Source organism: Amphritea atlantica, from assembly GCA_024397875.1.
Classification (GTDB): domain Bacteria; phylum Pseudomonadota; class Gammaproteobacteria; order Pseudomonadales; family Balneatricaceae; genus Amphritea; species Amphritea atlantica_B.
Genome location: CP073344.1, coordinates 634,201 through 648,782, shown reverse-complemented (window position 1 = coordinate 648,782; position 14,582 = coordinate 634,201). Strand labels below are relative to the sequence as shown.

The following is a 14,582-nucleotide window of genomic DNA, read 5'->3' as shown; positions in this document are numbered from 1 at the left end:
TCCTGTTACTGACGGCTTAAACGCAGATTATCAGGCTGTCCCGCCTGGCTGCTGCGCCATGGGTTAATATCCAGTCCTCCGCGCCGCAGATAACGGGCATAGACGGTCAACGCTTCAGGTTTACAGTGATTCCAGATATCCATAAAGATCGATTCCACACACTGCTCATGGAAGTCACCATGCTCGCGGTAAGAGATCAGATATTGCAGCAGTCCCTCACGATCGATCGCCGCACCACGATATTCAATCGCAATACTGGCCCAGTCCGGCTGTCCGGTGACCGGACAGTTGGATTTCAGCAGATGACTGTAAAGCGCTTCGGACACCACCTCACCGGCGGCAACCAGACGCTGCGGGGCGGGACTATAGTCAGTAATTTCAACGTCCAGTTCATCGAGGCACTCCCCCTTAAACTGACCGATTGAGTCAGCGTTATCCAAAGGCTTCAGGAATACCTCAACCTCACCTCCGGCGGCTGCTGACAGATCCGCTGCCATACGCAGTTGCACCTGTGCCTCAGAATCAAACCGGGTCAGGTTGAATGAGTTGAGATAGAGTTTAAAAGACTTAGACTCGATAATATTGTCGCTGTCGGCGGGAATGCGGAACTCGGCCAGCCGCACCACCGGCTTGCCCCGACTGTTGAGCCAGGAAACCTCATACGCATTCCAGATATCGCAGCCGTGAAAAGGCAGTTCAACACGCTCAACTCCCTGCGCTTTCCAGTTAAGGTGCCGGGCAATCGGATACAGCAGGGTTGCATCGTACTGATTGATATACTGAGTATCTGCACCCAGTGGTGCATGCTCTAAGCCTGTCTGATGATCTTTCATAGCAACCGCCTCGCTTACTGCCTGATCCCTTTTCCTGTATTCAGGAGGTACATTGAATAACTGAACAGTATCACAATTACACCAATGATCATGGCATAAGCAACACCGATATTAATATCACTGACACCCAGAATACCGTAACGGAAAGTGTTGACCATGTAGAGTATCGGGTTGATCTGCGACACATTCTGCCAGAATTCCGGCAACAGCGTTATCGAGTAGAACACGCCCCCCAGATAGGTCAGCGGTGTCAGCACGAAGGTCGGAATAATCGATATATGATCAAAACTGTTGGCAAACACCGCATTAATAAAGCCCCCCAGCGAAAACAGAATAGCGGTGAGGAAGACGACCGACACAATCACCCAGAAGTTATGGATATAGAGATCAGTAAAGAACAGCGAGAGCAGGGTTACGATCAGGCCGACCAGCAGACCGCGCACCGAGCCACCAATCACATAACCACTGAGAATAATCCAGTTAGGTGTCGGTGACACCAGCAACTCTTCTATATGCCGTTGAAACTTAGTGCTGTAAAAGGAGGAAACCACATTGCCATAGGAGTTGGTGATCACCGACATCATAATCAGGCCGGGGACGATAAACTCCATATAATTGAAGCCTCCCATCTGCCCGATCCGGGAACCAATCAGATTACCGAAAATAATAAAATAAAGTGTCATGGTGATTGCTGGCGGCAGCAGGGTCTGTGCCCAGATCCGGGTAAAGCGGCGGATCTCTTTTACCAGAATGGTCCAGAAGGCGATGAACAGTTCTCTGTTATTCATGCTCAGCACCTCCCTTCGCCGGATCCTCAAGGGTCTTATCGACAAGGGAGACAAACAGCTCCTCCAGCCGGTTACTCTTGTTGCGCATACTGCTCACCTCAATGCCCCGCTCAGACAGCTTGGAAAATAGCCGGGTCAGACCCTGAGATTTTTCCACATCCACCTGTAGCGTATGATCTCCCTGCATCGTTACCTGATAACCGTCCAGTTTCGGGCATTCACTCTGGCTCGGGCTGATATCGAGAATAAACGTTTCAGTATTCAGCTGCTGCAACAGTTCTCGCATACTGGTATTGGTGATAATCGTACCGCGATCGATAATGCCGATATGACGGCACAGGCTCTCAGCCTCTTCCAGATAGTGCGTGGTGAGAATAATCGTTGTGCCCCGGGCGTTAATCTCCCGCAGAAACTCCCACATAGAACGGCGCAACTCAATATCAACACCGGCGGTCGGCTCATCCAGAATCAACAAACGGGGCTCATGCATCATCGCTCTGGCAATCATCAGGCGCCGTTTCATCCCCCCGGAAAGGCTGCGTGAAGGGCCATCCCGTTTATCCCATAAGCCCAGTTTACGCAGATAAAACTCACTGCGTTTTCTGGCTTCTTTCGCCGGAATACCGTAAAAACCCGCCTGAGTAATAAGAATATCCTCAACCTTCTCAAACATGTTGAAGTTGAATTCCTGAGGCACCACGCCCAGCTCACACTTCGCCTTGCTGGCATCGCTATCCAGGTTATAGCCAAACACTTCGACCTGACCCGAACTCTTATTGACCAGTGATGAGACGATCCCCAGCGTTGTGGATTTACCGGCACCGTTAGGTCCCAGCAGGGCAAAAAAGTCGCCCTCTTCAACATCGAAGGAGATACCTTTCAGGGCTTCGAAGCCATTATTGTAGACCTTGCGCAGGTCTTTTATGGAGAGCGCAGTTGTCATGCAGTTTCCTGTTGGATCCTGTGGGAAATACTAAAAATGAGAGCAAAATAGCGACCAGAAAAGATAGATTGGGGCAAAAAGCCTTTTTTTCAACGGTTACCGCCGCTTAAATTCTACGCTAAAATGACCTTTTCCTGAACACCGCAACCGCTTCGGAACCCTATGACTCCTTATCAGCTTCACCACCTTAATTTCCTGAAAATCGCCTATAACAACTTTATCCGGCAGGAACCGTTCACACTGGACGATATCACTCCAGAAGAGGAGCAGTTCATTCTTGATTTTCAGCAACTGATTCATGATTTCGAAAACGGATCAGAGCAAGCCTATGAAGAGGGTGAGATTTTTATAGAGCGGGCGTTCCGCATGTACCCTCAACTGGCGCACCTGATTGCCAGAGACCTGCTGTGGTTTTTTGGCGGTAGCTGCCTGCACAATATGCCCGATGACGAAATCGAAAAGTTTCAGCACCTCGATGAACTGCGGTTTGAAGTCGAGGAGCGTGGTGAAGCATTTGATTACATCAACACCCGTGCCAGCGTTTTCGGACAAAACTAAAAGATGGCCTGAGGGAGGGGGACTCTGCCCCCTCTGCGCATAAGTCTCAACTCTTCACAGGCTCGTTTTTCGCCTCATCCGCCTGCAGGTTGCAGATGTAGCTCATCAGTTCCTCCGGCGGCAGGGGCTTGCTGTAGTAATAGCCCTGAATAATCTGACAGCCATTCTCCTTCATGAAGTTCAGCTGCTCAGTCGTTTCAACCCCTTCAGCCACTACCTCAAGGCCAAGCGAGTGGCACATTGCCAGTGTCGCCTTGATAATCGATTCGTCACTGCGATCAATTCCGATATCTTTGACAAAGCTGCGGTCAATCTTCAGCCGGTCAATCGGAAGCTTCTTCAGATAACTGAGCGATGAATAACCGGTACCAAAATCATCCATCGCCAGGGTAACGCCCTGCTCGCGCAGATAGGTTAATTTCCCCACGCTCACTTCCGGCTGCTGGATCACAAAGTTCTCTGTGACCTCAAGCTCCAGGCAATCGGCACTTAATCCAGAGTCACTCAGAGCTTCCTCAACGCTTTTGATCAGACGCTCATGGGCGATCTGCTGAACCGACAGATTCACCGCCACCTTCATCTGCGGCACACCAACCCGTATCCATGCCTGCATCTGCTGACAGGCCTCCCGCAACACCCATTCACCCAGCGGAATAATCAGATCCAGCTCTTCTGCCAGTGGGATAAACCGGTCCGGAGGCAGCAGTCCGGCGGTCGGATGCTGCCAGCGCACCAGCGCCTCAACACCGACAACCCGGTTTGACATGGCATCCACCTGAGGCTGGTAATAGAGCAGCAGCTCATCATTCTGAATCGCTTTACGCAGATCCGCCCCCAGAGAGAAGCGTTCAAAACGCTGATGATCCTTCTCCACATCGTAGATAAAATAGCAGTTTTTACCGGAATCTTTTGCCTGGAACATCGCTACATCGGCATGTTTGATCAGTGTGGCCCCATCGATACCATGATCAGGAAACAGACTGATCCCGATACTCACAGTCACCACAATCTCATATTCACCAATCCAGAACGGTTGTTGAAACGCCTGAAGTATTTTACTGGCAGCAACTTCAGCACCTTCCAGATCCCGGACACTGGTCAGCAGCACACTGAACTCATCGCCGCCCTGCCGGGCCAGCAGATCACGGTCACGGATACAATCACTGATCCGCCGGGTGGCGACTTTGAGAAGCTTATCCCCAACGCTATGCCCCAATGAGTCATTCACCTCTTTGAAACGGTCAAGATCTATAAATAGCACCGCGACATGGCTATGCGTCCCACGGCTCTTCTCGATCGCATCATTCATGCAACTCATAAAGAACAGACGATTTGGACGTTCGGTGAGAGGGTCATGGTTCGCCAGCCAATGCAGGCGGCGTTCTGCACGCTTGCGATCACTGATATCCATACCGATACTCAATATCAGCGGTTCATCCCCCTGAGAGTTTCGTAATCGCACATGCAGCCAGGAAAGGTCGTGCCGGTTACCAACCGTGTCGAGAAGCACACTATCGGTGCGCACCTCATATTCAAGCCCCTCCATCAAACGATGGGTATTCGCGAGAAACTCCAGTCGCTCTTCTTCCCGCTGCAGAGTGTCAATGAAGCTCGCTTTTCGCAAAGACTTGCCTTCCAGATCCATCAACTGCAGACCAAAATGGTTAACGCTGCGCAACTGCCCCTTGCTATTCTGGGTAATAATAACCAGCGGTGCGGTTTCCAGCAGACCAAAGAGAAAATCACGTTCTTTAGTCAGCGCCTGACGACTCTTCTCCAGGCTATCGGTGCGTTCATCAACCTCATCTTCCAGCCTTTCCAACTGGTCACTCAGCAGCAAGGCGCTGTGGACTAACAGATCCCGTTCATCCTCTCCAAACGTTTTATCCCGATTACGAAACTGTTCCAGGGTTTGACGAAACTCACCAAACTCACTCCGACTGAGAAGGGACAGCTCTTTCGACAACAGGGTAAAAAACCGGATCGGCTTTTGTAACAGCAGCGATAACAATATCAGCGCCGTCAGAATCCCTCCGGCCCCCAGCAGCAGATAATTCATCAGGCTATGCCGGATACTTAACAGGTGGCCGGAGATATCATCCAGAACCACCCAGTAAGCACTCCCCTCTGCAACCCCTCGCAGTGGAGAAAAAAGCACTTCATAGTAATGGTCATTATGTTCGAGGACATAACTGCCCCCCTCAGGCTTGAAGGTATTACGCAGGCTGACCTGTTCTAACAACGCCTGGTTTTGTGCCCGATTTGTCAGCGAGTTGATCATCAGTCCCCAGCTTCCCAGCTCGCCGGCACCTTTCGGCGCCTGAAGAACCAGACCAATATCCAGGGCCGTCTGCTGTTTAATTTCATAGATAACATCATAGAGAAAACGCCCGACCATCAACACGCCCTGCTTCTTGCCATCAAGCTGGATCGGTATTGCCACGTAGCGCAGGCATATCGATGTGCAGATCAGCTTTCGCAGCGGTCGTTCGCTATCGAACACCTGCTGAATATCCGCTTCGCTGATGTGTATCTTATCCCCCCAGAAGCCGACCATACGGGCCTCACTGTCATAGAGGTAGGCCGCATTGACGGAACCGGTCAGCTGAAAAGCATCAAATTTGAGACTGATCGTCTGGCTCAGACGCGCCAGTGGAGAAATATAATTATCTTCCTGACTGGTATCGATAAGGGGGAGCAGCTCTGCTACTTCAAGCAAGCGCTGGTAAGAGGCTTCCACCGAGCCATCCAGTCGGGCAAGCTCAGATTCATTGATCTGCTGACGCTGCTGCCTGAACTGCTCATTCAGATGCGTCAGTGAGAAAAAGGCATACATCCCCTGCACCCCAACCAGCACCACGACCAGCAGGATAAAGATCTTCCACCTGAGACTTAAAAATTTTCTGTGAGTGCCATCCATAATGCGTAATCTCACGACTTCATTGTTCAAAAACGGTAGGTCGCCTGCAGGGCAAATATATTCCAGTATTTTTTTAAGCTTGCCAGATCAGGGTTATCCTGCTCCGCCGCCCAGCCGGTGCCTTTGACATTGTGAATTTCAGCCCGGAATAACCAGGCGGGGTTTGGCTGCCAGCCTACTCCCAACGTAACATCCTGTGCATAAAAGCCATGCGCCTGCTTAGGAAACAGCAGGCTGTTGCGCTTTCCCCGGGGATCGTTTCCATCCAGTACCAGGTCATCATAACGAAGTAACAGATCCCAGTTGTAATTAAGACGGTATTGCAGCTGAAGATAGTATGAGGTCAGAGGGGTTTTCGGACGAACTGAATAGATGCCACCCAACTCAGTCCAGTCGATATCATGCACCATATACTCGCCGGTCAGGCTCCAGTTTTCCGTATTGTACTGGGCCGACAGCATCGCCACATTCAGTTTCAGATCACCGTCATTGAACTCATTCCAGGCTGGCGCGCCTGGAGCACCCGGCTGATAATGCAGCCGGTATTCAGCCACCGTTGTCCCGATGCGTATCCGCCCGGCATCGGCATTGTAGATCATCCGGGCCATATATCCTTCGGAGCCGTCAAACTTACCGGCGGCGTCCATCGCCAGATAAGCGTATTCAACATTAGTATCCGTTTGCGGACTGCCATAGAGCAGATCGAGATCCAGCCAACCACCGGGAACATCGACAGAACCATAGAGGATAGCGCCATCAATGGAGAGCTCCAGATCCCGTGCCTGATCAAAGTACAGCGACTGAGGCAGCATGATACTCGGACGGGTAAATGCCACATCCCGGGTTTCATTATAGAAGCCAAAAGGCACTTTGAGACGTCCAGCCCGAAGACCATAGGTCGCGCCCGGTAAATCACTAACGCGATAATCCAGCAGCGCATAATCCAGCTGCGGTTCACCATTATCCACCCGACCCGCCTGACGGGACATCACCTGCACTGCCCCCCGTAACTTCGGGGTGAAGCGGTAGGCTGTATTTAAACCGATTTCGTGAAAATCGAAACTCGGCTTATCATCGCTGGCACCATAGACATTGTTATTATCTGTGTAAAAAACGCCCTGGGTAATGAAACCATTGACCGAAAAGGCCTCCTCTGCCGCCGACAAAGAGGACGAAAAACTCAGACCACTGACAGCAGGTAACAGCAGGGTCGCGAAGTATTTAAAATTCATCGACAACCCTCACCTTCTCAAGATTCAACTTAAAAGATTCCGCAATGTAACCAATTGATCCCTCCGTTTGGCTGACCATACGATACATCTCCTCCATGTTTTTAACGGTTACCGGAAACGATCCTGTCCCGGTAAATACCTGACGATCCCAATTATTTCGCAGCTGATAAGGGAAGACTTGCAGATGCTGCTTTACAAACCGCTGATGCAGAGGCGCGCGGTCAGGCAACACAAATACCCTTATGCGTCGTCCATCAGGCCAACGGGTGATTCGCATTGAAAATGCAGCGAGAAGATAGTTTTTGTTGATCGCGTGCTCTTTTACATCCAGAGAAACAATAACTGAATCAGCCAGAACCTGTCCTGAAGACACTCCCAGCAAAACAAAGAGCAACGACATCCTTATCAGCGAAATCATTAAAATGATTAACCCATGAAAACATTGAGTTTTATAAACCTTGAATAGTCAGTATATACGATGCATTGCAAACAGAATACGAAATACAGTAGAAATCAGTTCAGAATGAGGAGTCAGATTGTGCAGGAGAGGAAAAAAGTGGCGTCCCATAGGGGGTTCGAACCCCTGTTACCGCCGTGAAAGGGCGGTGTCCTAGGCCACTAGACGAATGGGACGCATACAGACAGGCTGTAATTTGGAGCGGAATATCGGGCTCGAACCGACGACCTGAACCTTGGCAAGGTTCCGCTCTACCAACTGAGCTAATTCCGCTTTACAAAAGATGGCGTCCCATAGGGGGTTCGAACCCCTGTTACCGCCGTGAAAGGGCGGTGTCCTAGGCCACTAGACGAATGGGACACAGTCACTTTTTGTAACTTCCTCGTCAGAGGAGGCGCGTATATTAATGACTAACCTACCCTTCGTCAAGAGAAAAACATCAAAAAAAACACTGAAATAAAAGATCTGCGGCACGCAGAAAAAACACTGAAAAAACGACGAGCAACGAGCAACGAGCAACGAGCAACGAGCAACGAGCAACGAGCAACGAGCAACGAGCAACGAGCAACGAGCAACGAGCAACGAGCAACGAGCAACGAGCAACGAGCAACGAGCAACGAGCAACGAGCAACGAGCAACGAGCAACGAGCAACGAGCAACGAGCAACGTCATCAGTATGAATCAGGGAGTATAAATATAAAGGAGGTGTATCTGAAAGAATGGAGCGGAATATCGGGCTCGAACCGACGACCTGAACCTTGGCAAGGTTCCGCTCTACCAACTGAGCTAATTCCGCGTCGCAAAAGATGGCGTCCCATAGGGGGTTCGAACCCCTGTTACCGCCGTGAAAGGGCGGTGTCCTAGGCCACTAGACGAATGGGACGCTGAGTGACTCCGTTTCCGGAAGACGGTGCGTATCTTATTGATATGACCCGTTTCGGTCAACCCCTTTGACACGATTTTGTAGCATTTATTTCATCATTTCCCGTACCTGACAATCCGTCTGAGCAGCAACAGGTTCATCACCTGCACTACAGGGGGATCGCGGTGCTGAACTTATCCCGTCGCAGCGAGATAAGGGTGCGAAACTTTGCCAGATTAGCATCGGTTGCAAGATACTTACGGGTAAAGGCTTCATAGCTTTCCATATCCGCCACCAGCAGCATCAACAGAAAATCAACCTCACCGGTCACCTGATAACACTGGGTCACCTCAGGGGCAGCATCCATTTTCCGCTTGAAAGCATCATAGATATCCAGTTGATCCCTGACCATCTCAACTTCAACAATAATATTGATATGACGGCCTACCAGCCGCGGATTGATAAGCGCTACTTCCGCCATTATGACCCCACTCTCCCGCAGCCTTCGAACCCGGCGAAGACAAGCAGGCGGCGAAAGGCCTATCCGCTCTGCCAGATCCTGATTACTGATCCGGCTATCCTTTTGCAGGATGTTGAGAATATTACGGTCGATACGATCAAGCTCAAATGACATATCAGTGCCCAATAAGTTAATTTTACAAAACATTATTACCATTAAAATGTAATTTTATTTCGCATACAGCTCATATACGAAACATTAAAACAGAATTCTTAATTACACTAGCAATTCGTGCCAACACGACAACAGATAACCACCCAGACCGCTTTTTCAGGCAATGATTTCCAGGAAAGAATTACCCATGCAGCAACCTTTACTGAGTCAGTTTATTTATCACACCCTGCCGAGCCTGGCACGAGAGATCACCGCGGTTTGTCTATTGTTGTTTAAACTGATGATTCCGGTATTAATCGTTGTCAAAGCACTCGAAGAGTTGGGTGCCATTCCCTATATCAGTCGAGCCCTCGAGCCAGTCATGCATCTGGTTGGATTACCGGAATCGATGGGACTGGTATGGACCACCACCCTGCTCACCAATATCTACGGCGGCATGCTGATCTTCTTTCAACTGGCACCACAGGAAAACCTGACGGTGGCACAGGTCACCGTGTTAAGCAGTATGCTGCTGATCGCCCATAGCCTGCCGATTGAGCTGCGTATCGTCCAGAAAGCCGGTGTCCGGATTCTGGTCGCGTTTGGCTTACGCATCTGCGCTGCCCTGATGCTCGGAGGGATACTGCACCTGAGTTATCAGTGGGGAGGCTGGCTACAGCAACCGGTCGAACTGATCTGGCAGACGCCGGTCACCGATAACAGCCTGCTCAGTTGGGGGGTCAGTCAGCTGAAAAGCTTTGCCATGATTATTCTCATCATTACCGCACTGATGAGCCTGTTACGGTTTTTACGCTGGATACATATTGAGCGACTGATGATCTGGCTTTTGCAGCCTTTATTAAAGCTGCTGGGAATCGGCACTCAGGCCACCTCTCTGACGATTATTGGCGTCACTCTGGGACTCTCTTTCGGCGGTGGACTGCTGATCCGGGAAGCACAAAACGGCCATATCAGCGCCAAGGACTGCTTTTCCTCACTCTGCCTGTTAAGCCTGTGCCACAGCGTCATCGAAGACACCCTGCTGGTGATGACGCTGGGGGCCGATCTGTCCGGGGTTCTCTGGGCCCGGCTCGCTTTCAGCCTGATATTTGTTGCCATTATGACCCGCTGGCTGAACCGCACATCAGATGCTTTTCAGCGGCGCTGGCTGTTCAACACCTCCGACAACAGCAAGGAAAGCGTAAATGCACACTAATCTGCAGGATCAGAAACAGGGCATGTTGTTTGCCCTGGCCGCCTACAGCATGTGGGGGCTGTTTCCCATCTATTTCAAAAGCGTTGCGGATGTCAGCCCTTTTGAAGTGCTGTGCCACCGGATTATCTGGTCCTTCGTATTCCTGGCACTGTTCATCGCCGCTTCCGGACGGTGGCCGGAACTGATGCGCAGCATCCGCCAGAAAAGGTTACTGCTAAACCTGACCGCTTCGGCTGTGTTTGTATCCCTCAACTGGCTGGTATTTATCTGGGCTGTCGGCCAGGGCCGTATTCTGGAAACCTCACTGGGCTATTTCATTAACCCCCTTATCAGCCTGTTGCTGGGAATGGTGTTTCTCGGTGAACGGCTGCGCAGAGCACAGTGGATTGCGATCTTGATGGCGGTCGCCGGTGTGGGCTATCAACTTGTTCTGCTCGGCAGCCTGCCCTGGGTCGCCCTGTTTCTGGCCTGCAGTTTTGGCATGTATGGCCTGTTACGTAAACAGATAGTGGTAGACCCGTTCTCGGGTCTCTTAATCGAGACCCTGCTGCTCACCCCGTTTGCCCTGCTCTACCTGCTCTGGCTGGAACAGCAGAGCCAACTGACCTTTCTCTCGGGGAGCGTCGCAACATCCTGGTTGCTGGTAGCAGCAGGCATTATTACCAGTCTGCCACTCATCTGTTTTGCTGCAGGCGCCCGGCGACTGACGCTGACACTGATCGGACTGTTACAGTACACCGCCCCAACGATCACCTTTATTCTGGCCATTGCTGTCTACCACGAACCGCTGGATGCTAATCGACTGGTGACTTTTGCACTGATCTGGACAGGGTTAATTCTGTTTACCGCGGAAGGCCTCTGGCAGAGTAAAAAAATATCGGTCAAACCACTCGAAGCAGTATAAAAAAACACCGGCAAAAGCCGGTGTTTTTTATAACCAAAGACGGAACTGACTCAGCCGCAATTAAGGTGCCAGCTCTTCATACGGCAGGCCGACATACTGTTCAGCAATCACCCGGCGACCGTTTTCAGAGTTCAGATAGTAATCCAGCTCTGACTCCATAAACCGCTTGAAGGTCGCCGCGTCCATATCGCCGGTCTCCATCTGACCAAAGTTGTGCAGCATATTACTCATCCACCAGGAGAAACGCTCGCCATTCCATACACGGCGCAGGGCGATATCAGAGTACTGACTGATACACTCAGGATCGTTCTCTTTATATACCCGGGTCATAATCTTATAGAGCGTGGCAACGTCGGATGCCGCCAGATTAAGGCCCTTAGCGCCGGTTGGCGGTACGATATGCGCAGCGTCACCCACCAGGAACAGGCGGCCATACTGCATCGGCTCACAGACGAAAGAGCGCAGCGGTGCGATACTCTTTTCGATACTAGGGCCCGTTACCAGCCCCTCAGCTACATCAGATGGCAGACGCTTTTTCAACTCATCCCAGAATGCATCATCGGACCAGTCTTCAACCTTGTCGGTCAGTGGTACCTGCAGGTAGTAGCGGGAGCGGGTTTCAGAACGCATACTCGCCAGCGCAAAACCCCGTTCATGCTTGCAGTAGATCAGTTCACTATTACATGGCGGCGTATCACTCAGCAGCCCCAGCCAGCCAAACGGATAGACCCGCTCAAACTCGGTACGCTTTTCTTCCGGAATCGTCTGACGGGAAACGCCGTGGAAGCCGTCACAGCCAGCGATGTAGTCGCACTGAAGCTCATACTGCTCTCCGGCATGCGTGAAAGTAACCGAAGGTGAATCTGACTTAACATTTAATGGCTGTACATCTGATGCTTCATAGTAGGTTGTCAGGCCAGCCGCTTCCCGGGCATCCATCAGATCCTGAGTAATCTCCACCTGACCATAACAGACCACCGTTTTACCACCGGTCAGCCCCTTCAGATCGATATGATAGCGCTTACCGTTCGCAGATATCTCAAAGCCGTCATGAACATCGCCATCGGCATCCATACGCTCGGCAACACCCGCTTCCCGCACCAGATCGGCAAACCCCTGTTCCAGTATTCCGGCACGGATACGGCCCAGTACATAATCGCCAGTTACCCGTTCCAGAATAATGTTACTGATCCCCTGCTTCGCCAGCAACTGACCCAACAGCAGACCGGAAGGGCCCGCACCAATAATAGCAACCTGCGTTTTTATAGTTTTCATAATCGTCTCTTGTCTTAACAGCATAGAACCGCAATGCAGCGCATTGACCTGGATCTATAGTGCAAGGATCAGCCGACTTAAAGAATAGATTATCAGATCGAAGGATTGTACTTTTTTGACAGTTACATTAGTAAAGGGGGGGATTGCGAGATGAATATTACAATTTGTAACGCCCTAATCAGCCGACACGTTAGCGGTCGGCTGCATTTGATTGTTAGGGCTTAAATACTTTTCCATTGAAAAATTGACTAAGGTAACCCCGTTTCTTTGAACTTCATTCTTCTTAACCGTAGTGAAGCCACGATGCTCAAAGAACGACTTAGCAACAAGTGATGCCTCGACGTGTAAGCGCATGATATTTTTGGCCCTTGCTTCATTGAGCAAACGTTCATACAGGCCGGATGCGACTCCTCTTCTCTGGAAGTCCGGGTGAGTATAAGTACAGTCAATATGACCATCATCATCTAATTCGATAAAGCCCGCTATACGACCTTCAATTAAAGCTATAAATGGTTTTTTCGCATTCAGTCGCTCAGACCAGCGCTCATAATCGACAGGGGTAGGTGCCCAAGCTTCCTTTTGCTCAGATGAATACAGCAAGGGGGAAATCGCATGAACAGATTGATGAAACAAGTCAGCAATTTCCTTAGCTTTATCTGCAGAATATGTTTGTATTTCCATAGTAGCCCTAATGCTCAGCGCAGGCGCAGCCAGCGCGAAGCGCCTTTTGTATTAATGTTGGAGCGCCACCGAGTAACACTAAAGGTGCGAAGCGTTGGCTGTCGCTCTGCCGCTACTTGATACTCATAGAGCCTTCTCCCCCCAGCTTACCGTTTTCACACTAAGCTGGAAGGCGACCAAACCAAAAGGAGAAGACCCATGAGATTTTACACTGATAATCATCCTTTTTACTGCGGTATCGACCTGCATGCACGTTCCCTGTACGTCTGTATTTTAGATGATGATGGGCAAACTGCGCTTCATAAAGAGATCAAAGCCAGACCAGAACCCCTGTTAGACCTGCTGACACCCTACCTCGGTAATGTGGTTGTCGGTGTCGAATGCATGCATTGCTGGTACTGGATTTCAGATTTCTGCCATGAACATAACATCGATTTTATCCTGGGTCACGCCCTGTATATGAAAGCGATCCATGGGGGTAAAGCCAAGAACGATCGGATCGATTCCTACAAAATTGCACATCTTATCCGGGGAGGAAACTTCCCCTTAGCCTATGTCTATCCTGCTGAGATGAGGGCAACCCGCGACCTGCTCCGCCGACGAACTCGGGTTGTACAACACGGTGCCGATCTGAAAGCCCATGTTAAAAACACGACCAGCCAGTACAACCTGCCACCGAACAACCTGAATCTACGCTATCCCAGTGCTCGAGAGCAGATGAGGCATACGTTCTCTGATGAGTCCGTGCAGAAAAGTATCGATCTGGATCTTAACATTATCGATTTTTACCATCGGCAGCTCAGCTCTATCGAGTGCTATATCGAAAAACACGCCAAACATCACAATGGCCGGGATTATCATATTTTAACCAGCTTACCCGGCATGGGACGCATACTGGCACTCACGATCCTGTATGAGATTGGAGATATTACCCGCTTTGACAGTGTTCAGAAGTTTGCCTCTTACAGCCGATTGATCAAATGCCGGGCTGAGTCCGCCGGGAAGATTTACGGTACTCAGGGTAATAAGATCGGTAACGCACACCTGAGATGGGCTTTTGGCGAAGTCGCCGTGGGTTATCTAAGAGGAAATGAGAAAGCACAGTCATATCTGGCCCGCTTACATAAACGTATGGGTAAAGCGAAGGCGCTCACCGCCCTGGCCCATAAACTGGGGCGTTGTGTTTATTTTATGCTTAAAAACCAGCAGGTATTTGATGAACAAAAATTTTTAACCGGGTGAGTCACGCAGTGGAGTGAGCTGAAGACCTAACTGGAAATATCAGAGACCGTCGAAGATC

At 50.5% G+C, this 14,582-nt stretch carries 13 protein-coding genes and 5 tRNA genes; 4 read left to right on the top strand and 14 right to left on the bottom strand.

Going from position 1 to position 14,582, the window contains the following annotated elements:
• Positions 1–5 precede the first annotated feature (5 nt).
• From queF to KDX31_02915, 3 genes are read right to left on the bottom strand one after another with little or no spacing between them, the layout of a single operon-like run.
• Complete coding sequence (gene queF / locus KDX31_02925) at positions 6–833, bottom strand: NADPH-dependent 7-cyano-7-deazaguanine reductase QueF (protein UTW03991.1); 828 nt, start codon at positions 831–833, stop codon at positions 6–8.
• Positions 834–847: 14 nt separating this feature from the next.
• Positions 848–1,621, bottom strand: a complete 774-nt coding sequence (locus KDX31_02920) for an ABC transporter permease (GenBank protein UTW03990.1) — start codon at positions 1,619–1,621, stop codon at positions 848–850.
• Positions 1,614–2,564 carry an ABC transporter ATP-binding protein gene (locus KDX31_02915; GenBank protein ID UTW03989.1) on the bottom strand — a complete coding sequence of 317 codons (951 nt, stop codon included), beginning with the start codon at positions 2,562–2,564 and terminating at the stop codon, positions 1,614–1,616. Before KDX31_02915 ends, KDX31_02920 begins: the two co-directional genes overlap by 8 nt.
• Before the next feature lie 162 nt (positions 2,565–2,726).
• Here KDX31_02915 and KDX31_02910 point away from each other — a divergent pair, with 162 nt between their 5' ends.
• Complete coding sequence (locus KDX31_02910) at positions 2,727–3,122, top strand: hypothetical protein (GenBank protein ID UTW03988.1); 396 nt, start codon at positions 2,727–2,729, stop codon at positions 3,120–3,122.
• A 46-nt stretch (positions 3,123–3,168) separates the two neighbouring features.
• Here KDX31_02910 and KDX31_02905 read toward each other — a convergent pair whose 3' ends face one another.
• The 9 genes from KDX31_02905 to KDX31_02865 all read right to left on the bottom strand — a co-directional run bounded on the left by KDX31_02905 (position 3,169) and on the right by KDX31_02865 (position 9,227).
• A complete protein-coding gene (locus tag KDX31_02905; GenBank protein ID UTW03987.1) occupies positions 3,169–6,072 on the bottom strand; it encodes an EAL domain-containing protein in 2,904 nt (967 codons plus the stop codon).
• The gene (locus tag KDX31_02900; GenBank protein UTW03986.1) at positions 6,069–7,274 is read right to left on the bottom strand and encodes a hypothetical protein; all 1,206 of its coding nucleotides are present in this window, start codon (positions 7,272–7,274) and stop codon (positions 6,069–6,071) included. The genes KDX31_02905 and KDX31_02900 overlap by 4 nt, the downstream gene beginning before the upstream one ends.
• Complete coding sequence (locus KDX31_02895) at positions 7,264–7,674, bottom strand: hypothetical protein (protein UTW05279.1); 411 nt, start codon at positions 7,672–7,674, stop codon at positions 7,264–7,266. Before KDX31_02895 ends, KDX31_02900 begins: the two co-directional genes overlap by 11 nt.
• Positions 7,675–7,831: 157 nt before the next feature.
• Positions 7,832–7,907, bottom strand: a tRNA-Glu gene (locus KDX31_02890).
• Between the two features lie 21 nt (positions 7,908–7,928).
• A tRNA-Gly gene (locus KDX31_02885) sits at positions 7,929–8,004 on the bottom strand.
• An 11-nt stretch (positions 8,005–8,015) separates the two neighbouring features.
• A tRNA-Glu gene (locus tag KDX31_02880) sits at positions 8,016–8,091 on the bottom strand.
• 360 nt (positions 8,092–8,451) lie between these two features.
• Positions 8,452–8,527, bottom strand: a tRNA-Gly gene (locus KDX31_02875).
• A gap of 11 nt (positions 8,528–8,538) precedes the next feature.
• Positions 8,539–8,614: transfer RNA gene (locus KDX31_02870), tRNA-Glu, on the bottom strand.
• 148 nt (positions 8,615–8,762) lie between these two features.
• A complete protein-coding gene (locus KDX31_02865) occupies positions 8,763–9,227 on the bottom strand; it encodes an Lrp/AsnC family transcriptional regulator (GenBank protein ID UTW03985.1) in 465 nt (154 codons plus the stop codon).
• A 187-nt stretch (positions 9,228–9,414) separates the two neighbouring features.
• On the opposite strand from KDX31_02865, the gene KDX31_02860 reads away from it, so the two are divergent.
• The gene (locus KDX31_02860) at positions 9,415–10,422 is read left to right on the top strand and encodes a hypothetical protein (protein UTW03984.1); all 1,008 of its coding nucleotides are present in this window, start codon (positions 9,415–9,417) and stop codon (positions 10,420–10,422) included.
• Entirely contained in the window at positions 10,412–11,326 is a 915-nt protein-coding gene (rarD, locus tag KDX31_02855; GenBank protein ID UTW03983.1) for an EamA family transporter RarD, read from the top strand. Before KDX31_02860 ends, rarD begins: the two co-directional genes overlap by 11 nt.
• A gap of 60 nt (positions 11,327–11,386) precedes the next feature.
• On the opposite strand, the gene pobA is transcribed toward rarD, so the two are convergent.
• Together pobA and KDX31_02845 are read right to left on the bottom strand one after the other, a co-directional pair.
• Positions 11,387–12,592, bottom strand: a complete 1,206-nt coding sequence (gene pobA, locus KDX31_02850; protein UTW05278.1) for a 4-hydroxybenzoate 3-monooxygenase — start codon at positions 12,590–12,592, stop codon at positions 11,387–11,389.
• 183 nt (positions 12,593–12,775) lie between these two features.
• Entirely contained in the window at positions 12,776–13,282 is a 507-nt protein-coding gene (locus tag KDX31_02845) for a GNAT family N-acetyltransferase (protein UTW03982.1), read from the bottom strand.
• A gap of 198 nt (positions 13,283–13,480) precedes the next feature.
• Here KDX31_02845 and KDX31_02840 point away from each other — a divergent pair, with 198 nt between their 5' ends.
• A complete protein-coding gene (locus tag KDX31_02840) occupies positions 13,481–14,524 on the top strand; it encodes an IS110 family transposase (GenBank protein ID UTW03981.1) in 1,044 nt (347 codons plus the stop codon).
• Positions 14,525–14,582: the final 58 nt, after the last annotated feature.

Excerpts from the sequence above, each read along its gene's own strand:
- KDX31_02865 (UTW03985.1), bottom strand. The coding sequence starts at position 9,227 with ATGTCATTTGAGCTTGATCGTATCGACCGTAATATTCTCAACATCCTG.
- KDX31_02900 (UTW03986.1), bottom strand. The coding sequence starts at position 7,274 with ATGAATTTTAAATACTTCGCGACCCTGCTGTTACCTGCTGTCAGTGGT.
- KDX31_02910 (UTW03988.1), top strand. The coding sequence starts at position 2,727 with ATGACTCCTTATCAGCTTCACCACCTTAATTTCCTGAAAATCGCCTAT.
- KDX31_02845 (UTW03982.1), bottom strand. The coding sequence starts at position 13,282 with ATGGAAATACAAACATATTCTGCAGATAAAGCTAAGGAAATTGCTGAC.
- KDX31_02920 (UTW03990.1), bottom strand. The coding sequence starts at position 1,621 with ATGAATAACAGAGAACTGTTCATCGCCTTCTGGACCATTCTGGTAAAA.
- rarD (UTW03983.1), top strand. The coding sequence starts at position 10,412 with ATGCACACTAATCTGCAGGATCAGAAACAGGGCATGTTGTTTGCCCTG.
- KDX31_02840 (UTW03981.1), top strand. The coding sequence starts at position 13,481 with ATGAGATTTTACACTGATAATCATCCTTTTTACTGCGGTATCGACCTG.
- queF (UTW03991.1), bottom strand. The coding sequence starts at position 833 with ATGAAAGATCATCAGACAGGCTTAGAGCATGCACCACTGGGTGCAGAT.
- KDX31_02860 (UTW03984.1), top strand. The coding sequence starts at position 9,415 with ATGCAGCAACCTTTACTGAGTCAGTTTATTTATCACACCCTGCCGAGC.
- KDX31_02895 (UTW05279.1), bottom strand. The coding sequence starts at position 7,674 with ATGTCGTTGCTCTTTGTTTTGCTGGGAGTGTCTTCAGGACAGGTTCTG.
- KDX31_02915 (UTW03989.1), bottom strand. The coding sequence starts at position 2,564 with ATGACAACTGCGCTCTCCATAAAAGACCTGCGCAAGGTCTACAATAAT.